The 20,963-nt window shown below is 59.5% G+C and carries 23 protein-coding genes; 19 read left to right on the top strand and 4 right to left on the bottom strand.

Annotation, left to right across the window (positions count from 1 at the left end):
- Positions 1–8: 8 nt before the first annotated feature.
- The 8 genes from Q1K29_RS14615 (at position 9) to Q1K29_RS14580 (ending at position 7,320) form a co-directional block, all read left to right on the top strand.
- A complete protein-coding gene (locus Q1K29_RS14615; RefSeq protein ID WP_300395819.1) occupies positions 9–1,409 on the top strand; it encodes a MotA/TolQ/ExbB proton channel family protein in 1,401 nt (466 codons plus the stop codon).
- 30 nt (positions 1,410–1,439) lie between these two features.
- Positions 1,440–1,955: a MotA/TolQ/ExbB proton channel family protein gene (locus tag Q1K29_RS14610; RefSeq protein ID WP_300395818.1), complete on the top strand. Its 516-nt coding sequence runs from the start codon at positions 1,440–1,442 to the stop codon at positions 1,953–1,955.
- Entirely contained in the window at positions 1,955–2,362 is a 408-nt protein-coding gene (locus tag Q1K29_RS14605) for a biopolymer transporter ExbD (protein WP_300395817.1), read from the top strand. Before Q1K29_RS14610 ends, Q1K29_RS14605 begins: the two co-directional genes overlap by 1 nt.
- A gap of 9 nt (positions 2,363–2,371) precedes the next feature.
- Complete coding sequence (locus tag Q1K29_RS14600; RefSeq protein WP_300395816.1) at positions 2,372–2,788, top strand: biopolymer transporter ExbD; 417 nt, start codon at positions 2,372–2,374, stop codon at positions 2,786–2,788.
- Between the two features lie 9 nt (positions 2,789–2,797).
- Positions 2,798–3,424 (top strand): energy transducer TonB, encoded by a 627-nt coding sequence (locus Q1K29_RS14595; RefSeq protein ID WP_300395815.1) that lies wholly within the window; start codon positions 2,798–2,800, stop codon positions 3,422–3,424.
- Positions 3,425–3,681: 257 nt separating this feature from the next.
- Positions 3,682–4,311 carry a TonB family protein gene (locus Q1K29_RS14590; protein WP_300395814.1) on the top strand — a complete coding sequence of 210 codons (630 nt, stop codon included), beginning with the start codon at positions 3,682–3,684 and terminating at the stop codon, positions 4,309–4,311.
- Between the two features lie 189 nt (positions 4,312–4,500).
- Positions 4,501–5,892: a hypothetical protein gene (locus Q1K29_RS14585; protein WP_300395813.1), complete on the top strand. Its 1,392-nt coding sequence runs from the start codon at positions 4,501–4,503 to the stop codon at positions 5,890–5,892.
- Positions 5,893–6,030: 138 nt separating this feature from the next.
- A complete protein-coding gene (locus Q1K29_RS14580; protein ID WP_300395812.1) occupies positions 6,031–7,320 on the top strand; it encodes a cystathionine gamma-synthase family protein in 1,290 nt (429 codons plus the stop codon).
- A gap of 4 nt (positions 7,321–7,324) precedes the next feature.
- Here Q1K29_RS14580 and Q1K29_RS14575 read toward each other — a convergent pair whose 3' ends face one another.
- Positions 7,325–8,083 carry a DUF481 domain-containing protein gene (locus tag Q1K29_RS14575; RefSeq protein ID WP_300395811.1) on the bottom strand — a complete coding sequence of 253 codons (759 nt, stop codon included), beginning with the start codon at positions 8,081–8,083 and terminating at the stop codon, positions 7,325–7,327.
- A gap of 141 nt (positions 8,084–8,224) precedes the next feature.
- On the opposite strand from Q1K29_RS14575, the gene Q1K29_RS14570 reads away from it, so the two are divergent.
- From Q1K29_RS14570 to Q1K29_RS14555, 4 genes are read left to right on the top strand one after another with little or no spacing between them, the layout of a single operon-like run.
- A complete protein-coding gene (locus Q1K29_RS14570; RefSeq protein WP_300395810.1) occupies positions 8,225–9,481 on the top strand; it encodes a hydrolase in 1,257 nt (418 codons plus the stop codon).
- Positions 9,478–10,497 carry an arginine N-succinyltransferase gene (locus Q1K29_RS14565; RefSeq protein WP_300395809.1) on the top strand — a complete coding sequence of 340 codons (1,020 nt, stop codon included), beginning with the start codon at positions 9,478–9,480 and terminating at the stop codon, positions 10,495–10,497. Before Q1K29_RS14570 ends, Q1K29_RS14565 begins: the two co-directional genes overlap by 4 nt.
- Positions 10,498–10,499: 2 nt before the next feature.
- Complete coding sequence (gene astD, locus Q1K29_RS14560; RefSeq protein WP_300395808.1) at positions 10,500–11,954, top strand: succinylglutamate-semialdehyde dehydrogenase; 1,455 nt, start codon at positions 10,500–10,502, stop codon at positions 11,952–11,954.
- A complete protein-coding gene (locus tag Q1K29_RS14555; RefSeq protein WP_300395807.1) occupies positions 11,951–12,793 on the top strand; it encodes a methyltransferase domain-containing protein in 843 nt (280 codons plus the stop codon). Before astD ends, Q1K29_RS14555 begins: the two co-directional genes overlap by 4 nt.
- Here Q1K29_RS14555 and Q1K29_RS14550 read toward each other — a convergent pair.
- Entirely contained in the window at positions 12,790–13,323 is a 534-nt protein-coding gene (locus tag Q1K29_RS14550) for a DsrE family protein (RefSeq protein WP_300395806.1), read from the bottom strand. The genes Q1K29_RS14555 and Q1K29_RS14550 overlap by 4 nt on opposite strands.
- A gap of 101 nt (positions 13,324–13,424) precedes the next feature.
- Between Q1K29_RS14550 and Q1K29_RS14545 the strand changes: the two genes are divergently transcribed.
- Positions 13,425–14,747 (top strand): N-succinylarginine dihydrolase, encoded by a 1,323-nt coding sequence (locus Q1K29_RS14545; RefSeq protein ID WP_300395805.1) that lies wholly within the window; start codon positions 13,425–13,427, stop codon positions 14,745–14,747.
- A gap of 3 nt (positions 14,748–14,750) precedes the next feature.
- On the opposite strand, the gene phhA is transcribed toward Q1K29_RS14545, so the two are convergent.
- Positions 14,751–15,623 (bottom strand): phenylalanine 4-monooxygenase, encoded by an 873-nt coding sequence (gene phhA / locus Q1K29_RS14540; protein ID WP_300395804.1) that lies wholly within the window; start codon positions 15,621–15,623, stop codon positions 14,751–14,753.
- A gap of 87 nt (positions 15,624–15,710) precedes the next feature.
- Here phhA and Q1K29_RS14535 point away from each other — a divergent pair, with 87 nt between their 5' ends.
- Together Q1K29_RS14535 and maiA are read left to right on the top strand one after the other, a co-directional pair.
- Positions 15,711–16,718, top strand: coding sequence for a fumarylacetoacetate hydrolase family protein (locus Q1K29_RS14535; RefSeq protein ID WP_300395803.1), 1,008 nt, complete (start codon positions 15,711–15,713; stop codon positions 16,716–16,718).
- Complete coding sequence (gene maiA / locus Q1K29_RS14530; protein WP_300395802.1) at positions 16,715–17,365, top strand: maleylacetoacetate isomerase; 651 nt, start codon at positions 16,715–16,717, stop codon at positions 17,363–17,365. Before Q1K29_RS14535 ends, maiA begins: the two co-directional genes overlap by 4 nt.
- A 2-nt stretch (positions 17,366–17,367) precedes the next feature.
- Here the strand turns inward: maiA and hspQ are convergent, their stop codons facing one another.
- Positions 17,368–17,835, bottom strand: coding sequence for a heat shock protein HspQ (gene hspQ / locus Q1K29_RS14525; RefSeq protein ID WP_300395801.1), 468 nt, complete (start codon positions 17,833–17,835; stop codon positions 17,368–17,370).
- A 51-nt stretch (positions 17,836–17,886) separates the two neighbouring features.
- Here hspQ and Q1K29_RS14520 point away from each other — a divergent pair, with 51 nt between their 5' ends.
- The 4 genes from Q1K29_RS14520 to yacG are packed head-to-tail and all read left to right on the top strand — an operon-like array spanning position 17,887 to position 20,952.
- On the top strand, positions 17,887–19,005 hold the full coding sequence (locus Q1K29_RS14520) for a Ppx/GppA phosphatase family protein (RefSeq protein ID WP_300395800.1): 1,119 nt from the start codon (positions 17,887–17,889) through the stop codon (positions 19,003–19,005).
- The gene (locus Q1K29_RS14515) at positions 19,002–19,718 is read left to right on the top strand and encodes an RlmE family RNA methyltransferase (protein ID WP_300395799.1); all 717 of its coding nucleotides are present in this window, start codon (positions 19,002–19,004) and stop codon (positions 19,716–19,718) included. Before Q1K29_RS14520 ends, Q1K29_RS14515 begins: the two co-directional genes overlap by 4 nt.
- Positions 19,715–20,770: a ribonuclease E/G gene (locus Q1K29_RS14510; RefSeq protein WP_300395798.1), complete on the top strand. Its 1,056-nt coding sequence runs from the start codon at positions 19,715–19,717 to the stop codon at positions 20,768–20,770. Before Q1K29_RS14515 ends, Q1K29_RS14510 begins: the two co-directional genes overlap by 4 nt.
- Positions 20,767–20,952: a DNA gyrase inhibitor YacG gene (gene yacG / locus Q1K29_RS14505; protein WP_300395797.1), complete on the top strand. Its 186-nt coding sequence runs from the start codon at positions 20,767–20,769 to the stop codon at positions 20,950–20,952. The genes Q1K29_RS14510 and yacG overlap by 4 nt, the downstream gene beginning before the upstream one ends.
- The last annotated feature ends 11 nt before the right edge of the window (positions 20,953–20,963 follow it).

Below are 20,963 nucleotides of genomic sequence, written 5' to 3'. Positions count from 1 at the left end.
TTATCGATATGAACCCGATCAAGAAATCTCTGCAGGCCTTCGGCGCAGCCGCGCTGGTCATGGGCTCTGCAATGGTAGTTACCGCTCCTGCCGTGGCGCAGGACGTTTCACTGAGTGACATTTTGCGCCGCGTCCAGCAGGATGCCCAGCAGATGTCGGCTGAAGACCAGCGCCGTCTTCAGGAGTTCCGTCAGGACGCTGCGACCCAAGAGCAGAAGATGCAGCAGGCACGAGCTGACCTGAATGCTGCCGAGGCCCGCGGCCGTCAGTTGTCTGCGGAGTTCGATGAAAACGAACGTCAGCTGAGCCAGCTATCTGCCGAACTCGAAACACAGGCCGGTGACTTCGGTGAACTGCTGGGTCAGTTCCGGACTGCCGCTGGTGAGACGATGCCGATCATCCGCGAGTCGCTCTCGAACTATGAGTATAGCGGCCGTGCCGAAAAGCTCGCTGAAGTGTCGGAAGCCCGTTCGCTTCCGACCCGTGAAGACCTTGATGCTCTTCCGGATGCGATGCTGAAGGAAATGATTGCACAATCCGAGGTGAAAACTTTCACGGCGGATGTCGCGGGTGCCGGCTCTGAAGGCGAGGTCGTCAACACCGAGCTGATGCGCGTCGGTATCTTTACGGCCGCAACAACCGACAACGCCCGCTTCGTTGAAGTGATCACCGACGGCACGGACGAACCTTATCTGCGCGTTCTGAAGGCTCAGCCGGGCGGCGACTTCCAGTCGGCGATGAGCAAGCTCATCAATGCTGACGAAGGCGACGTGGTCATTACGCCGGTTGATCCGACCAAGGGCGATCTGTTTGCTGTGCAAGGTGAAATGCCTGGCCTCGGTGAGCGTATCGCTCAAGGTGGTATCGTCGGTGCCGTCATTCTGGTTCTGCTCGCGATCGGTGCAGCCTTCGCGATCTTCAAGATCGTCACGCTGTTCTTGATGGGCAGCTCCATGCGCAAGACCGCCAAGACCCGCCAGGCCGGTACGGGCAATCCGCTGGCCCGTGTCTTTGAAGCCTATGAGACCAACAAGCATCAGGACCTTGAATCGCTCGAGCTGAAGCTCGACGAACAGATCCTGCGCGAAACGCCGAAGATCGAACGCTTCAACGACATCGTTAAGGTGCTCGCTGCTGTCGCCCCGCTCCTCGGTCTGCTTGGTACGGTTATCGGCATGATCATCACCTTCACCGCCATCACCAACTTTGGTGCCGGCGATCCGAAGCTGATGGCCGGTGGTATCTCGGTCGCCCTGATGACGACGGTGCTCGGCCTGGTTGCAGCCATCCCGCTGCTCCTGCTGCACGCTGTCGCTGCATCGCTCGCCCGCGGTAACCAGCAGATCCTCGATGAGCAGGCTGCCGGTCTCGTCGCCGAGCGTGCAGAGTCCAACACGGGAACGGCCTAAGCGCCGTTCCCTCCTTCGGGAGGTGCTTCAATGGACTTTGGATTAAACGATCTGGAAGCCTTTCTGGAACGCGGTGGTCCCGTCCTTCTGGTCATCATGGTTGCCACATTCATCATGTGGGCCCTGATCCTGGAGCGCCTGTTCTATTTTCGCTTCGCCCACCAGTCCGTCGCGGACGAGGCGATTGCTGAATGGAATGCGCGGTCCGACCATAAATCCGTGTTCGCGCACTGGATCCGTGACAAGCTGATTTCGGAAGTCCGCGCCAAAGCGGAAGCCAATGTCAGCATGACGAAGGCGATGGTGGCGCTTGCGCCGCTTCTCGGCCTGCTTGGGACCGTGACCGGCATGGTTACCGTCTTCGACGTCATGGCAATCACGGACGGTGCCGATGCCAAGGCCATGTCGGGCGGTGTGTCTCGTGCCACCATCCCGACCATGGCCGGCATGGTCGCGTCGATCTCCGGCATCATCTTTACGTCCGGTATGGACAGCAAGGTGAACCGCCTGGTGCAGCGCGTCGCAGACGAGATGGAGGTTCGCTGATGCGAGGACGTCAACACAAGGCGCCTGAAGAGGCGAGTGTCGACCTCACGCCGATGCTGGATGTGGTTTTTATTCTCCTCATCTTCTTCATTGTGACATCGACCTTCATTCAGGAGAGGGCGCTCGGGCTTGAGCCGCCGCCCCCTCCGGCGCCGTCTACTGATAATGAGCAACAGGATGCCATTCTGGTTTTTGTTGGTCAGGACAATCTGATCCAGGTGAACGGCCGTTACACCGATATTGGCGGTGTGCGGGCAAACATGGAGCGGCTTCGTGCCGAGAACCCGGAAAGCTCCCTGATCATTCAGGCGCACCCGCGGGCTCGTACGGGGATCATCGTCAAGATCCGTGACGAGGCATACAATGCCCAGATGGAACGGGTTAACATCGTTCAGAGTCAGGAATAGGAGGCAGAAATGGCACGAAGAAAACGTATGCTCGCCTCGGATAGCTCTGGCGATGATGATGTGAACCTCACGCCGATGCTGGATGTGGTTTTTATTCTCCTCATCTTCTTCATTGTGACGGCGCAGTTCATCAAGGAACCCGGTGTCGAGATCAATCGCACGGAAGTCGATAATCTTGAACGCCAGAATCCATTGGGCATCCTGATCGCCATCGATGAGAATAGCGATATCTACATCGACAAGGAGCAGGTTCAGCCTCAGGAAGTCGGATACCGTATCCGCGAACTTCGTGAGGATAATCCCAAGGGCAAGCTTGTGATTCAGGCCGACCGAGATTCTGAAGCGGGGGTTTTGATCTCATTGCTCGAGACGATCAACAAGGAAGACGGGTTGACCCGAATTCCTGTGTCGGTCGAGCAGGAATAGGAGACTGCCATGTTTAGCAATCCCATCATTCGACTTGCGATTGGTATCCCGCTCGCCGCGATCGTTGTCTATGCGTTGTTCACGTTCATGTACAACATGATCAACCAGGACTACGAGCAGCCTGAGAACGTCGAACAGCGCGTTCTGGAACGGATTACGCCGGCGGACGAGGACACCGAAGTCCGCCAGCGCAGCCGCAACAAGGCCCGCAAGATCGACTCGGCTGACAAGCCGCCGCCGCCGCCAAAAATGTCGGCATCGCGGTCGGACATTGATCTTCCGACGCCAAATATCCAGGGGGCTGCTCCGACGGAACTCAATGTCGAGCGTCTCGATTCCCTGGCTATTGATCCGGTCGCTATCTCTGACCGCGATGCGCAGCCGATCCGACCACCGGTCCCGACTTATCCGTCGCGGGCGGCCGAGCGCGGTATTGAAGGGTCCTGCGAGGTCCGCTTCGACGTGGACACACGCGGGAAGCCCTACAATATCGAGGCAAACTGCACCGACAGCATCTTCAGACGGGAAGCCGAACGCGCCGTGAGCCGGGTCGAATTCGCGCCGAAGATCGTGCGTGGGCAGGCCGCTGAACGCCGTAATGTTGTCTACCCGCTGGAATTCCAGCTGTCAGACTAGGTTTGCGTGACGCTATCGAAGTTCAGAAATGGGCCTCCGAGTGAGGCCCATTTTTTATGCCGGAAATCCCAATATACTTGGGGACTTCGTCCTCTTCGCAGGCCGTCCAGTTCGCAGCATCAAGAGGAGGTTTGTGACGGCGCCTGCTGGACATTGGCATTAGAAAAAATCGTCAATAACCAAACGCAAGACTAGCGGGGTTGACGCTGCGTAATATAAAATGATATAATATAACATATAAAAAAGGGAGGCTGCTCGTGTTCAATCATATTCTTCTGCGCTCAGGCGTCGGATTACCGCTTGCCGCGATCATAGTCTGGGGCCTGTTCGGCTTCATGACCGCCATGATTTCCGACGAGTTCGTGCCGTCGGAAGTCGAAGCTCAGCGAGAGCTTACCGCCTTTGTGTTTCCCGGGGAGACGAGCTTTCCTGAGCCGCTTTCCAAGCGTGAATTTACCCCGCTTGACCCGGCAACGCCTCCGCCGCCTCTGCCGGCCCTGTCGGCGGGATCAAGCATTGTAAGTTTGCCCACGGTCAGCATTGGGGGCAGTGTGCCAGCGCTCAATCCCGATGATTTTCTACAGGGTATCAGTGTAACCCCGGTTGTTTATGGAAACCGAGTGGCCCAGCCGCTGTCTCCGCCTGCAGTCAGCTATCCGCCACGCCTGGCAAAGGCTGAGGTGGAAGGCCGCTGCGATGTACGGTTCGACGTCGATGTATCGGGCAAACCCCATAATGTCGAAGCCGATTGCACCCACAAGGGGTTCAAACGTGAGGCCGAGCGCGCGGTGCGCCGTGTGCTGTTCGCGCCGGAGATTATCGACGGCCGCCCACGGGCACGGCAGAACGTTATCTATCCGCGGGAATTCAGGTTGAAGACAGATTGATGCAGAAGGAGGGGCGCCAAGCGTTGACGCAACCTTTCCAACCGCTCATATCTTGATGTGTATTGTTATGCGATAGCGCGCCGTGAACAACAATAGCAACGATACGGCGGATTCGTGATCCGAACCGGTCAGGCTGGGGAGCCTGCCAAAGACAGACATCCGCCGTCACGGCGAAAGGAGTGAGACACCATGGGACTTAAGCCAATCCTGAAAGGCGCCATTTTTGCCGGGGCGATGACGATGTTTGGCGCTGGCGCCGCAATGGCACAGGCCGCCCAGTGCGAAGAGACACAGTTCAGCTCGAAAACCGGCGAGGTTTACCTCAAAGCCGAAACCGAGCTTCTTCAGAATGACAACCCGCAAGCGGCGCTGCAGCAGATCAACAAGCTGCGCGGTATGGAGTTGAACTGCTACGAGCAGGGCGCTGTCCTCAAGCTCGGTGCAGCCATCAAGATCCAGGCAGGCGACTACGCCGGGGCCGTTGCCGATCTGGAATCCGCCATCAATCAGGGCTATGTCCCGGATAGCGAACGCGCAAAGACCTATTACAACATCTTCCAGATCTATCTGAGCCAGAACGACCTGAACAAGGCGCTGGAATACTCTCAGAAGTGGATGAATGCCGGTGGCGACCCGGATCGTGATGACATGTGGCGTCTCGCTGTCGTGAACCAGAAACTTGAGAACAATCAGGAAGCCCTGAAATGGGCAGAGCGTGTCTTCGAGATCGATGGACCCGGCGCGAAGCGTGAAGTCTATGACTTCCTCATCTATCTTTATGACGCGACAAACCAGCGTGCCAAGAAGGCCCAGCTGCTCGAGCAGCTGCTCGCGCGCAACCCGAACGAGCGCAAGCTCTGGGATGCGATCGCAGGTGACTACTTTCAGGCCAATGAAGAGCGGAAAGCTTTTGAGGTCCAGAAGGCTATGTACCTCGGCGGCATCCTCCAGAAGGAAGATGAGCTGATGCGGATTGTGAATTTCTACAACCGCTTCGACGTGCCCTATCACGCGGCGCGCACGCTCGAAAAAGAGATGAACGCTGGTCGTATCTCCAAGACCTATGACCGGATGGAGCTTCTGGCCAACCTCTACCAGGTGGCCCGTGAGTTCCAGAAGGCTATCCCCGTGATTGAAGAAGCGGCCCGGATGAACAATAGCGGCGCCATGTATGAGCGCCTCGGCCGCTCCTATGCTGAGCTACAGGAATGGGAAGAGACCGAAGATGCCATGTTACAGGCCCTGAACGCTGGTGGCGTGAAGGACCGTGGTCTGGCATGGGTGCTCATTGGCCAGTCCCGCTATGAGCGTGGTGACCGTCCGGGCGCTCGCGAGGCATTCCGCAATGCGAACAATCGCGGTGGCCGCGGCTGGCTCCAGTTCATGGATTCCGAAGAGCGGACCGAAGCAGCGCTTGTCAGGTTTGAAGCTCAGAGCCTCGTGCAGGACACGAAGAATGAGAAGGAGCGCTGCGAGCGCCTGGCGGTTCTTGGTGAAAGCAACGTGCCGGAAGAGTGTAACACCGTTGATCAGCGTCTTGAGGATGCTGAGCAAGCACTCGCTGAGCTTGGAAACAGCTAGGCCCATTGCTTCGACTTTGTTGAAGAACGAGGGAAACCCCGGCCTTTGGTCGGGGTTTTCTTTATGGCGGGCCGCCAACTGTTGCTTTGGCCGCCTTAATGGTTTCACTTGCAACAAGTTACAGGAAAGGAAGCTGCCATGAGCAAGCCCAGCAAGTCTTACCGCAAGCGCAAGATCGGTGATCATGTTCTGAAACCGGAATCGCTGGTTATGGGATACGGGTTCGACCCGGCGATGTCGGAAGGCTCAATCAAGCCACCGATCTTCATGACGTCGACCTTTGTCTTCAAATCTGCACGCGACGGGGAAGCGCTGTTCCGGCAACTCGCCGGAAAGCGCGAAGAGGGCGACCCTGAAGAAGCGGACCTGATCTATACCCGCTTCAACAACCCGAACATGGAAGTGCTGGAAGATCGGCTGACCCTTTATGATGCAGGCGATCATGCGCTGGTCTTCTCATCGGGCATGGGTGCGATCACGACAGCGCTACTTGCGTGTGCAGGTGCCGGCACCACGATTTTGCACTCCAGTCCGCTCTACGGTGGCACTGAGGTCTTCATGCGGACTTTTATGCCGGACTTCGGGGTGACCCCGTTCGAAATGGATGCTTGGGCGACTGAGGAACAGATCCTCGCCAAGGCCCGCGAAGCTGCCAAGTCTGGTCCGCTCAGCGTGATCTTTACCGAGTCTCCTGCAAACCCGACCTGCGCTCTGGTCGATATCGAGGCGTGCAAGAGGGTTGCCGATACAATCGAGAAAGAGACGGGGCACCGTCCGGTCATCATGTGCGACAATACCATGATGGGGCCGATCGGGCATGTCCCACTGAAACACGGCGCCGATCTCGCGCTCTATTCGCTGACAAAGTATATCGGCGGCCATTCTGATCTCGTGGCTGGAGCTGCGATTGGTAACGAGGAAACGATCAGCAAGATCCGCCGCGTGCGCAACTATCTTGGTACAACGCTGGATGCCAATACGTGCTGGCTTGTTACGCGGTCTCTGGAAACGGTGCGCCTGCGCATGGAAAAAGCCTTCGATAATGCCCGCATCTGTGCCGAGTATCTGCGCGATCATCCGAAGATCGGCAAAATGATGTATCCGGCTTTCTTCGAAGAGGGAGACCCTCAGAAGAAGGTTTATGACGAACAGTGTGAAGCTGCCGGTTCCACATTCTCCTTCGATGTTAAGGGCGGCAAGGAAGCGGCTTTTCGCATGCTCGACAATCTCCAGCTGATCAAGCTCGCCGTCTCGCTGGGCGGGACGGAGAGCCTGATGTGCCATCCAGGCTCCACGACCCATTCGGGGGTCGATGAGGAAATCCGCAATCGGATCGGCTTCACGGATGGCCTGGTCCGCTTCTCGGTTGGAATCGAGGCCGCCGACGACCTGATCGCCGACCTCGAACAGGCGCTCGAGAAAGTCTAGCGGCTCAGTCGGTCACGTTGCCAAAGGTGTAGACGACCGATGCTCGTGTCACCGTGTCCGTCGCCTCGAAGCCAGGCGGCGGATTGGTGTCGTGGCGGACCTCGAAAGAGAAGCGAGCCGACAGCGTATCAGTAAGCGAGGCAGTCAGTGCGGCGATATTGCCGATCTGGGTGGATTCCTGCGCGTAGAGAATTTTTGTCTCGTTGGAGATCCCGACGGCCTCATTGAACTGGTGAGAGTATTCCGAGGCGCCGACGATAGAGAAGGATGTTTCGGTTGAGGCTGGCGTGGTCTGCGGCACCTCATTAACGAGAACCGTGGTCTCCTGCACCTCATCGATCTTCAGGCCAGGACCGCCGCGTAGAGACCATTGGGTCTCCGGCCCGTCAATCATCTTCCAGCCAAGGCCTCCGCCGATGAAGAAACGCGAATCAAAGCCCGAGAATTCGTCTTTTTCATAGGAGGTGCGACCAAAACCGAAGAGGCGATCGCCAAGCTGGCGCTCGATTTCGCCTGCCGTATACCAGCGATTTCTGGTCTCGACCGAATCGGTCTCGCCATAATCCGCAGCTGCTTCGACGCCAAACGTCCACAGACCGGCTTCGCGGTCGATTTTCAGGGCAAGTCCAAGATCGGTTGTCTCGGTATTGCCCGTTGTGTAGCCAGCGCTGAAGGATCCCTCGCCGCTCCATCCATCTTCAGCGACAGCCAGTGGGCTGGCAGCCAGGCAGAGCGCGATCAGGGACGCATTCCGAAACAACATGTAAGACCCTCCTTGGAATTCGGGGGCCTATCGCAAATACATCCCAACAAGTCGATACGGCAGCTGTGGAAGCGTCTTATGGGGGCGGGAAAGGCTAGCCATCGGGCTTGCAGTAATTGATTTCCCATGAAACCAAGAAGCATGACAGATCTGACCCAAAAGACCTCCGAAGACGAGGCCATCTGCGAACGGATCGCCGATGCCGAAGAGCGAATGCAGTCGCGAACGCTGGACTGGGCGAAGATCAATACGGGCAGCTGGAATCGCGCTGGACTGGACCAGCTGGCGCCGAAGCTTGCAGACGCCTTCTCGGCCCTGGATGCGAGTATCAAGCTCGATCCGTCGCAGCCGTTCGAAAAGGTCAATGCGAAGGGGGAAGCGGAGGATTTCGAAACCGGCCCTATCATCCGCGTGACATCGCGCCCCGAAGCGCCGGTCCAGATCGTGATGAGTGGACACTATGACACCGTTTTTCCCGACGGCACATTCACCGAGATCACCGATCTTGGCGATGGCCGTATGAATGGCCCGGGGCTGGCGGACATGAAAGGCGGCCTGTCAGTGATGCTCGGTGCCCTTGAAGCTTTCGAAGCCGGGCCGTTCAAGGAGAAAATTGGCTATCAGATCGTCGTTTCGCCTGATGAAGAGATCGGCAATTTTGCCAGTTCGCCCGCCCTCAAACAGGCAGCGCAGTCCGGCGCCATGATCGGTATGACCTATGAGCCGTGCATGGAAACCGGCGCGATGTCCGGCGGCCGTAAGGGATCGGCCGTTTTTGACGTTGTCCTTCATGGCCGCTCCGCGCATGCCGGGCGCGCCAAGGAAGATGGCCGCAGCGCTCTGGAAGCGGCGGCACATATGGTCGTTGATCTGGAAGCGCTCAACAATCGCCGCGAAGGGGTCTCCTTTAATGTTGGCGCGATTGAGGGCGGCGGTGCCGTCAACATTGTGCCTGATCTCGCGGTCGTCCGTTTTGGCGCCAGGGCACCCGATGCGGATGCGGCTCAATGGGCAACCTGGGAGGTCGAGCGCATCTTCCGCGAAGCAAAGGCACGTGACGGCATTTCCGGGCATCTCCATGGCGGGTTCTACCGCCCGCCCAAGCCGCGCAATGAGGCGCAGCAGGCGATTTTCTCGGCTGTGGCCGATACTGGCAAGGCGCTGGGGCTGGACCTGGAATTTGTCGATACGGGTGGCGTGTGTGAGGGTAACAACATCTTCGCCGCCGGTGTGCCCAATGTCGATACGCTCGGTGTCATGGGCGGGCGTATCCATTCGAATGAGGAATACGTGGTCATGTCGAGCTTCGTGGAGCGCGCCTGTTTGTCCGGTCTTTTGCTCAACCGGCTTGCGGACGGCCGCATGGATGCAAAGAAAATCAAGGCTTTGATGGAATGAGTTCGTCTTATGTCATGCGGCCGGCCCGGCTGGATGATTTCAACATATTGATGCAGCTGGCCGAGGAATCTGGCCCGGGCTTTACGAGCCTGCCCGTGCACGAGCCCATCATCCGGGAACGTCTGGAAAAGTCGGAGAAGGCTTTTTCCGGCAAGCTGTCGCAGCCCCAGTATGGCAAGTACCTCATGATGATGGTCGATCATGAGACGGGTGAGGTGGGTGGCTGCAGTGCGGTCAAAGCGGGTGTGGGTATCGACCAGCCCTTCTTCAATTACCGCGTCATAACCATCGCCCAGTCGAGTGCCGCGGGCGATCGTCGTTTCGACATGGATGCGCTTGTCCTGACCAATGAGTTCGTCGGCTTTACCGAGGTTGGCACGCTATTCCTCCGGCAGGCCCATCGCGGTGGCGGAGCCGGGCGGCTGTTGGCGCAATCGCGCTACCTCCTGATGGCGGCGGCACCTGACCGCTTCGGAGACATGGTTTTGGCCGAATTGCGCGGCGTGGTCGATCCGGAGGGGAGGACGCCCTTCTGGGATGCAATCGGCGCGCACTTCTTCCGCATGGAGTTCACTGAAGCCGACATCCTGTCTGCGACCACGGATAACCAGTTCATTCTGGATCTGATGCCGAAATACCCGATCTATGTGGACCTGCTGCCGCCGGAGGCGCGTGAGGTCATTGGACGCGTGCATGCTGATGGCGTCGGGGCGCTGAAGCTGCTCGAATGGGAAGGCTTCCGCTTCGAGCGCACGGTCGACATCTTCGATGGTGGTCCATTGGTCGCTGCCCCGCGTAGCCTGATCCGTACGATCCGGGAAAGCCGCGTGGTCACGCTTCAGGTCGGTGAAGCAAACGAATCGAGTGGCCTTGTTTCAAACGACAAGGCGTCTGACATCCGGGTCACGATGGCCGAGGGTGAGCTGAAGGGAGATGTCTTCGTGACAACGAAGGCTGTCCTCGACCGGCTCAAGCTCTCAGCCGGAGACCCGGCCCGAATCTGGTTGAGGAGCTGATCATGGCGAAAGGCGCCCATATCGCAGGAAAATGGACCACGGGCGATGGAGACTGGTTCGAGAAAACCTGTCCCGCGACCGGTGAGACAAGTTGGGAAGGTCAGGCGGCCAGCCCGGCACAGGTCAACGAAGCCGTTGAAAATGCCCGTCAGGCCGGCAAGGCCTGGCGGCACATGCCGCATCATGATCGCACGAAGATCCTTGAGGCGTACGCCGAAGAAGTCGGCAAGCGGGCCGAAAAGATATCCGAGGCGATCAGCCGCGACATGGGTAAGGTGAAATGGGACTCGCTCGGCGAAGCCGCGGCGATGAAAGGCAAGATTGCCGTTTCGATCCAGGCTCAGATCGAACGGGCTGGCGGAAAGTCCAATGAAACAGCCTTTGGGTCGGCCCATCTCACCCATAGGCCGCATGGCGTCATGGCGGTCTTCGGACCATTCAACTTTCCGGGCCATTTGCCGAACGGGCACATTATTCCGGCGCTTCTGGCGGGCAATACCTGCGTTTTCAAACCCTCGGAGCTCGCTCCGGCAGTTGCCGAGATCATGGTCGAATGTTTTGACGCGGCCGGCCTTCCGCCGGGTGTCGTGAATGTCGTCCATGGCGGGCGGCAGACGGGCAGCGCGCTGCTGGAGGCCGAAATCGACGGGCTGCTTTTTACTGGCTCTGCGTCGACTGGAACGGCGTTTCATCGTCACTTTGCCGGAAGGCCTGATGTGATCCTGGCGCTCGAGATGGGCGGTAACAACCCGCTCATCGTCTGGGACCCGGCAGACGTGGATGCTGCGGCCGATCTCGCGGCCCAGTCGGCCTATCTTACGACGGGCCAGCGCTGCACTTGCGCACGCCGGATCTTCTTGCCCGACAACAAGTTCGGCCAAAGTGTCATCGAGGCGCTGGTTGAGCGCGCGCGCGGACTTCGTATCGGGGCGTGGAATGAAGACGATGTCTTCATGGGGCCGTTGGTTTCGGAAAAGGCAGCCCAAGCGGCTGTCGATTTCCAGACAATGATTTCAAAAGCTGGCGGCAAACCGCTACGCCGTCTCAAGCGGATGGATCGTGGCGGTGGGTTTGTCACCGCTGGGGTCATCGATGTGACCGATGCGAACAACCTCCCGGACGAGGAGCTGTTCGGCCCGCTCGTTCAGGTCACCCGGGTGAAGGATTTCGATACCGCAATTGCAATGGCCAACGATACGCGCTTCGGCCTCTCGGGTGGCTTGATCAGCGATGATGATGCCCGGTGGCTGCAGGTGCATAACGAAATGCGGGCCGGTATTCTCAATCGTAACCGTCCAACGGTCGGTGCTGCCGGCAATATGCCATTTGGCGGGCCGGGCCTCTCCGGCAATTCGCGTCCTGGCGCCTACTATGCGGCAGACTACTGCGCCTGGCCGCAGGCGAGCCAGGTGGCGGACAAAGCTGAGCGCCTGCCTGCGAAGGGTTTTCCGAAATGAGTGCCACACAAGACGATAACGCCGCTCAGCGAGAGTACTGGAACGGCAAGGCCGGTGAAAACTGGGCACGCGAAGCTGAACGTCTGGACGGGATGCTTGCGCCATTCATAACGGCAGTCCTGGGTGCAGCCGGCCTTGAAGGCGGTGAACGCGTGCTGGATGTGGGCTGTGGTTCCGGCGCGCTCAGCCTGGCAGCGCTTCGGGCCGGGGCAGGGCAGGTCACGGGCGTCGACGTATCCGCCCCCATGCTCGCGCTCGGTCGTCAGCGCGCCGATGGCGAGACACAGGTCCAGTTCGTCGAGGCGGATGCTTCCAAGTGGCAGGCGGACCAATCTTTCGACCGTTTGATATCGCGCTTCGGCGTGATGTTCTTCGCCGATCCTCAAGCCGCATTTTCCAACCTGCATGCGCAGATGACGCCAGGCGGCAGGCTGGCATTCGCTTGCTGGCAGCCGCTTGATCAGAACGAGTGGGCGCTGTTGCCCTTGCGGGCTGCCCTGTCCCTGACCGATCAAAGACTGGACCGGCCGGAGCCCGGCGCGCCGGGTCCATTTGCCTTTGAGGATCCTGACAGAACCGTTTCCATTCTTGAGCGGGCTGGATGGAAATCCGCCGAAGCCAAGCCTTGGGTCGGCCAGATAGCGCTCCCCGGAGAGTCCGTCTCCGAAGCGGCTGCCTTTGCGACAAAGATGGGGCCGACCGCCCGGCTTATTGCCGAGCTGGAAATGGACGCCAACCGTGTGAGAGAGACGGTTGAAGCACGTCTGGCTGAGAAAGCCAGCGCGGATGGCCGCGTCCGGCTGGATGCAGCCGCCTGGATAGTCACCGCCGACGTCTAGAATGGGTTCAATGAATAGCCGTCTTCGGCGAGTACGGCATGGGCCGTCATTGCTGAGAGAGCGAGCTGGACGCCGGGGATGAGATCGTCTTTGCCTATGCCTTTTGCAGCTGCTGTCTGCCCGCAAAGATAGATCGGCACGCCTTCTTCAAGCAGTGCCTCGACAAGCGCCGCAGTTGGTGCAGCCTCTTCGTCATCCGTGGGCTTCAGGATGTCAGCAGCGGCAGGCCCGTGCACGACGATCGCCGGCTCAATCCGTTCACGCGCGATGCCCGCGGCAGCATGCATGTTGATGAAGCGGGCGACGCTTTCGAAGCGGCGGCTTACCCTGCCTTCATCAGCGGCTTCCGAGATATCGAAGGCGATCTTGAAGCTCATATCGTCCGGAATCTCGAGATCGCTATCTACGGCAGCGGCCGGGCCGAAACCCTCGAGCACCGGGCCTTTTACGAAGCCTTGTTCCGCAGTCTGGCCATGGGCAACAGCAGCGAAGCTCGTGGACAGCGCGGCGATGAAAAGAATGCGTTTCACGGACAACTCCTCCTGAATTGGGTAGGGCCACTGTAACCCGGCTGGCGAAACCGTCGAGGAATGACTTCCCTCCCGGAATGGGGGCGTGTAATCCGGCGCTAATGAGCAATGCACGCGAAGTCAATTTCGATGGCCTTATCGGGCCGAGCCACAATTATGGCGGCATGTCGCAGGGCAATCTGGCCAGCGCGACGAATGCCGGCGACGTTTCCAATCCGCGCGAAGCCGCCCTTCAGGGGCTGGAGAAGATGCGTCTGCTTGTGAAGGCAGGTTTGACGCAAGGCATCCTGCCACCGCTCCCGCGCCCGAATTTTGATCTTCTTGTGTCGGCTGGTTTCGGCGGTTCGGATGCGGAGATTATCGAGAAGGCGGCCAGGGAAGCGCCTCGTTTGTTGAAGGCAGCCTATAGCGCAAGTTCGATGTGGGCCGCGAATGCCGCCACCGTGTCGCCTTCAGCGGACTCGGTTGATGGTCGGCTGCATCTGACCAGCGCCAACCTCTCCACCATGTTGCACCGGTCGACCGAGCATCCGGATACGACGGCAAGCCTTGTCTCGATCTTCGAGAACGAGGAGCGCTTCGCTATTCATGGAGCGCTGCCCATGCATGCTGACTTCGCTGACGAGGGCGCGGCCAATCATGTTCGTCTGTGTGCGGAGCATGGTCGCGAGGGTGTCGAACTCTTCGTCTATGGCCGCGAGGCGGGCGAAAGTACGGCTGGTTTTCCAGCCCGTCAGACAAAACTTGCCAGCGAGAGCATTGCCCGGTCTCATCGTCTCTCTTCGCAACGCACGGTCCTTGCCCGGCAGGCGCGCGTTGCGATCGAGGCGGGGGCGTTCCACAATGATGTCGTCTGCGTCGGCGCCCTCGATACGCTTTTCTTCCATGAATTTGCCTTCGAGGATACGGAAGCGACCCTGGAGGCGATCCGCAAGGCGGCGGAGAGCCTGTTTGAGCTGAAACCGGTCATGGTCCCGGAGGCCGAGGTGCCAATCGGGGATGCCATCACTTCCTACCTGTTCAACTCGCAGCTGCTGCAGTGGCCGGGCGAGGACCGTCTTGTCCTGTTGGCGCCGATGGAAACCCAGGAAACCGAGAGTACGCGAATCTTTTGCGAAAAGATGGTCTCGGGCAATGGTCCGATCGGCCGTGTACAATATGTCGATGTCCGTCAGTCCATGCGCAATGGTGGAGGGCCGGCCTGTCTACGTCTCAGGGTGGTGATGTCGGATGAAGAAATTGCAGCGGTTCATCAAGGCGTGATGCTGAACGAGACAAAGATCGATGCGCTTCAGGATATTATCCGGCGCACCTATCGTGATCGGCTGACGGCTGCAGACCTCGCTGATCCGACATTCGCAAGCGAATGCCAGCTTGCGCGAGAAGCGCTGCTGGAAGAACTGGAGCTGAGCGGGCTGGTTTAGCCGCTAGCCTGCTTCGGCGAAGCGGCCACCCGCCTTGGCATAGGCTTGCGTGCCTTTCGCGATCACCTCATCGTCGGCCAATATGTCTTCCGGCGTATACGCAAACTCGCCCTGAAGGCGCTCGTAGATCGGCGCAAAATCGGTATCCACCGTTGCCCGGAAGAGCTGGTCATAGGAATCGATCACGAAATAGGTCTGCTGGAAGTCGTCGATCCTGTAGTCCGTCTTCATCAGCCGCTCGAGATCGAATCCAACCCGGTTCGGAGAGGGGTCTTCCAGTGCGAAGATGCTCTCGGATTTCGAAGAGACGATGCCCGCACCATAGATGCGCAAGCCTTCCCCGGACCGGATCAAACCGAATTCCACCGTATACCAGTAGAGCGAGGCAAGATTCTTCAGCGCGGCATAGTTGAGGCTGCGCAGCCCGCCCTTGCCATAAGCTTCCATATAGTCTGCAAACACCGGATTGGTCAGCATCGGCACATGGCCGAACACATCGTGGAAAACGTCCGGCTCCTGCAGGTAATCCAGCTCCTCGCGCTTGCGGATGAACTGGCCGGCCGGGAAGCGGCGATTAGCGAGATGATCGAAGAAAACTTCATCGGGCACCAGACCGGGGACGGCCACGACGCGCCAGCCTGTCAGGCTTTCCAGTTCGTCGGACATTGTCTCGAACTCAGGAATGCCGCCCCGGCCAAGGTCGAGCGCCTTCAGGCCATCGAGAAACTCAGGCGCTGCACGGCCAGGCAGAACGTCCATCTGGCGCTTGTAGAGCAAGTCCCAGACAGCATGTTCTTCGTCGGAATAGCTCGACCAGCCCTGATCGATGGTCCAGTCTTCGCGGGCATGATCGGGTTTTTCAAAATGGTTGCTCATGCAACTATTATAACGCAAAACGCGCTGATTGAAATGAAAAGCCGCCCTTCGCAGTGGCACAAACCGATTTGAAAGGACGCGCACACCATGAAACTTGCCAGTCTGAAGCAGGGGCGCGATGGCCGCCTCGTCGTTGTTTCCAGGGATCTCACCAAGTACGCTGACGCCAGCCACATCAAGCCGACCCTGCAGGCTGCCCTTGATGACTGGGATATTGCCGCACCGAAACTCGCCCAGCTCGCTGAAGAGCTGGAAGTCGGTTCGGTGCCGAGTGAACGCTTTCATGAGCATGACTGCGCCTCGCCACTGCCGCGCGCTTATCAGTGGGCCGATGGCTCTGCCTATATCAACCATGTCGAGCTGGTCCGGAAGGCTCGCGGCGCCGAAGTGCCAGAAAGCTTCTATTCCGACCCTCTGATGTACCAGGGCGGATCCGACAGCTTTCTCGGTCCGCGCGATTCGATCCCGCTGGGCGATCCGGCCTGGGGCCTCGACTTTGAGGCCGAGGTTTGCGTCATAACGGGCGACGTCCCGATGGGCGCGAGCAAGGAAGCCGCGCTCGATCAGATCAAGATGATTCTGATCTGCAATGATGTCAGCCTGCGCGGGCTGATCCCCGGTGAGTTGGCCAAGGGTTTCGGTTTCTTCCAGTCCAAGCCGTCGAGTGCTTTCTCCCCTGTCGCCGTGACGCCTGATGAGCTTGGTGAGAGCTGGTCCAGCGGCAAGCTCCATCTGCCCATGCTGTCGACCTATAACGGGGAGCCCTTTGGCAAGCCCGACTGTGATGTCGACATGACCTTCGACTTCGGCACGCTGGTCGCCCACGCAGCCAAGACACGTCCGCTTGGCGCTGGCACGATCATCGGGTCTGGCACGATCTCCAACCGCGATCCGGATGGCGGCGCCGGCAAGCCTGTCGCAGAAGGGGGGCTTGGCTACTCCTGTATTGCAGAAATCCGCATGATTGAGACCATCAGCAATGGCGAGGCAACGACCAGCTTCATGCAGGTCGGCGATACAATCCGCATTGAGGTGAAGGACGAGGCCGGCCACTCGGTGTTCGGCGCCATCGAGCAGGATGTGGTGAGGGCATGAGTGGGGTGAAGCTCTACGAATACTGGCGCTCCTCTGCTGCCTACCGGCTTCGTATCGCGCTGAACCTCAAGGCCATCGACTATGAGAGCGAAGTCGTGAACATCGCGCCTGGTGCCGACGAACAGTTCGGTGACGCCTACAAGACGCTGAACCCGCAGATGCGCGTCCCCTCGATTGAGGTGGACGGGCAGGTGGCGGGTCAGTCCATGGCGATCCTGGAATGGATTGAGGAGACGTGGGCGGCCCCGGCGCTCCTGCCGGCCGATCCGTGGAAGCGGCTCAAGGTGCGTGGCTTTGCTGACGTGATCGCCTGCGACATCCATCCGCTGAACAATCTATCAGTCCTCGCCAAGCTGGGGAGCGATTTTTCCGCCAGCAAGGACGCGGTGGGCGAATGGTATCGCGACTGGATCATTCGCGGCTTCACGGCGCTTGAGGCGATGGTGGCGGAAAGCGACTTGAATTCGGCGCTACTGTTCGGAGATGAGCCGACCCTGGCTGAGGTCTGCCTTGTTCCGCAGATGTATAATGCCCGTCGCTTCGACACACCACTCGACGCATTTCCCCGGCTGGTCGATGCCGATGCAAAATGCCGTGAGATCGATGCATTCAAGCGCGCTGCGCCAGATGCTGTGAAACCGGACTGATCTTAATTGGCGTGTGCACGCTTCAGCGCGTAACCGTCCGGCGTGCGCTCGAAAAAGTGTGGGATATCCGGATGGGTGACGGGGACGTCGCTCTCATCCGGCAACAGGTTTCCTTCCGAGACATAGGCGACATAGTGGGTTTTGTCGTTCTCGGCGAAGAGGTGGTAATAAGGCTGGTCCTTTGACGGACGCATGTCTTCCGGGATGGCCTCATACCATTCATCGCTATTGGCGAAGACCGGATCGACATCGAAGATTACGCCACGAAAATCGAAAATCCGGTGCTGGACGACCTGGCCGATCTGGAATCGCGCCTGGCGCTGGTCAATCGCATTGTGGAGGGTGTCGTCGTGTTCGGTGGGCGCAACCGTTTCATAAACGGGTTGATGGCCCTTTACCGGCCCTTCGTCTCGCACTTTACGGCGAAACAGAGCGGCAATGCGCTTTCCTATGCCCCATCCATGGCTCATCACCACCCAATGTGATAGACCAATCGGCAACCGACAAGATTTGGGCCACACATGGCTGAAAAAAAATCGCGCAGGCGGCCGCCGAATGGCCGATCGCCGCGCAACAAGCAGGGGCCTCCTCTCTATGCGGCGGTGGACCTCGGCACAAACAATTGCCGCCTTCTCGTCGCCGCGCCGAGCCGTGGTGGCTTTACCGTGGTCGATTCCCACTCGCAGATTGCCCGCCTCGGTGAAGGCCTGGCCCAGACGGGCCGGTTGTCGGATGCGGCGATGGACCGGGCCTTCAACGCGCTGGAGGCTATCGCGAAAAAGCTCAAGGCCAAGCGGGTCGGCCGCATCCGCTGCATCGCCACCGAGGCCTGCCGCAAGGCCGAGAACGGCCCGGAGTTCATCAACGAAATCCGGGAGCGTACCGGGCTGACCTTCAAGATTATCGGCGCGCAGGAAGAAGCCCGTCTTGCCCTTATCGGGTGTCATAATCTCATACATCCGGATGCGTCGGATATTCTCGTGCTCGATATTGGTGGCGGATCGACGGAACTCTCCCTGGTTGATGCGGCGAAAGCGCGGGAAGCCGGACTTAACGGCATGCTGAAACGCGCGCCAATCAAGGCGTGGACAAGTATTCCCTATGGGGTCGTCACGCTGACGGAAGCGTTTGCGGGCATGGATGAGGCGGAGGCGTGGCCCAAGATGCGCGCGCTGATCGGCGAACATGTCGATGCCTGGGCGGAAAAGCACAAGGTACGCGAGGCGTTGTCCGCGCCGGGGGCGCATATCATCGGAACTTCTGGCACGGTGACGTGCGTTGCTGGCGTGAACTTCGGACTGCCTCGGTATCGACGTGACCTCGTGGATGGCAAGTGGATGGAACGCGACAGTTGCCAGGTGACGATGGACGAGTTGATCAAGGCAGGACCCGAGGGGCGGGCCGAGTTCCCGACAATCGGCGAGGAGCGCGCCGGGCTAATGCTGGCGGGCTGTGCGCTGATGGAAGCCGTGTGGGATCTGGCCCCTCAAGCCCGGATGCGCGTGGCTGATCGTGGTTTGCGGGAAGGGCTTCTCCTGTCGATGATGCGCGGCCCAAAGAAGAAGCGGCGGCGCCGGGGTGGGCGCAAGCGTACTGGCAGTGAAGCCGCCGGCGAGGCGCAGATGGAGGCGAAGTCATGAGCGACGATGGAAAACGCCGCTGGAAAGGGCCTCCGAAGAACGAGAAGGGCTCCTCCGGCCGCCGGATGGGTGAGCGGAAGATCATTGCGTACAATGCCAAGGACGAAAGCTCCAAGCGCTGGATCGAGCGCCAGCTGTCGGACCCCTATGTGCAAAAGGCGAAGGCTGAGGATTACCGCGCCCGCGCCGCCTTCAAGCTGATCGAGATCGATGAGAAGACCGGCGTACTGAAAGGCGCGACACGGGTTGTCGACCTCGGTTCCGCACCCGGCGGCTGGCTGCAGGTCTGCCTGCGGCGGGGCGTGAAGGAGATTGTCGGAATCGACCTTCTTCCTGTGGATCCGATCCCGGGCGCTCACCTTGTGCAGGGTGACATAAATGAACCCGACGATGTCGCGGCCATGATGGAAGGTCTCTCCGGACCACCTGATCTTGTCCTCTCCGACATGGCGGCAAATACGACTGGCCATAAACAGACAGACAGCCTCCGGACGGCAGCTCTGGCAGAGATGGCGCTATGGTTTGCGGGTGAGTATCTCGCGCCGGGTGGCAATTTCTGCTCCAAGGTTTTTCAGGGCGGCGCGACGCCGGAGATGATGAACCAGATGAAACAGATGTTCCGTTCGGTGAAACACGTAAAACCCCCGGCCAGCCGGGCCGGATCGCCGGAACTCTTCGTGATCGCGCAAGGCTTTCGCGGAAAGGCCGGATGAGCATCGCCCGGATCCTCCTGCATGAGGCGCCGGGAGAGACAAGGGCGGCGGCCTTCGATGCGGTGGGCCGGCCGGTCAGACTTTTTCTCGAGCGCTGGGATGGACGGGGAGAGCCTGCAACGCTGGGCGATGTGGTGCAGGCAAGGCTCCGCCAGAACGATCCGAAAGATGGTGGTGCATTTTTCGAGCGAACCAATGGCGAGCGGATTTTCGTCCGTGATGAGCTGCCCAAGGGGTTGAGTGAGGGGGCTGAAACATCGCTCGAAATCCGCGCCGAAGCCCGGCATGGCAAGCTTGCGCGTGCCAGCCTGTCGACCAAGGCTGAGCCCGCCGTGGACAGTGTGTTCGAGCGCTGGTTCGATACCCTTCCCGATGACGTACCGGAGCCGAAAAAAGCCACCACTCCGGAGGAGTTTGACCAGATTGATGCCGCGTTCGATGAGGCGCTTTCGACCCGTTGCGGCCTGCCAAAGGGCGGACTGGTCCGGCTGGAACGAACCAGTGCGCTGATTGCGGCCGACATCGACACCGCTGGCCGGCTCCAGAAAGGCAGTGCCGGGGCCCGGGCGCTCAGCACCAATCGGGAGGCCGTCACCACGATTGCCCGGCAACTGGCGCTTCGGGATTGGGGCGGGCTCATCGTGATCGACTGTATCGGGCCGCTGACGGCAGATGCGCGTACCACATTGCGGACGGAATTTCTCAAGACGTTTCAGTCCCTTTCGAGCCGAAAACCGGATGCGCTCAAACCCTCCCGCTTCGGTCTGCTCGAAGCGCAGATCGCATGGGGTGCCTGCCCGATTGGCGACCGGCTTCTTGATGAGGGCGGCCAGCCAACGCCGGATACGGAACTCCTCGACCTCTTCCGCCAGGCCGAACGGGAAGCGACCGCCAACCGTTCTGCTTTTTACAGGCTGACCCTGTCGCCGCATGCGCTGAAGGCCTATATCACGCGCCGTAATGAGTGCGATGCGATCCTCCAGGAGGCCTTTTCCGGCCGGGTCACGATCGCGAGTGGCACAGGCGAGCGATCAGTGGTGAGGCGCGCATGAGCAAGGCAAAATGTCCCGTTTGCGAAAAGCATGAAACCGATCCGGCCTTCCGGCCCTTCTGTTCCAAGCGCTGCGCGGATGTCGATCTTTCCCGCTGGCTGAAGGGCTCCTATGCCATTCCCGGCCGCCCGGCCGATCAGGCGGATGAAACGCCGAGCTACAAGGAAGAGCGCGACGAATAGGCGTGCGCGAG

Source organism: Henriciella sp., from assembly GCF_029937755.1.
Lineage (GTDB): Bacteria > Pseudomonadota > Alphaproteobacteria > Caulobacterales > Hyphomonadaceae > Henriciella.
This window is presented reverse-complemented; position numbering and strand designations above follow the sequence as displayed.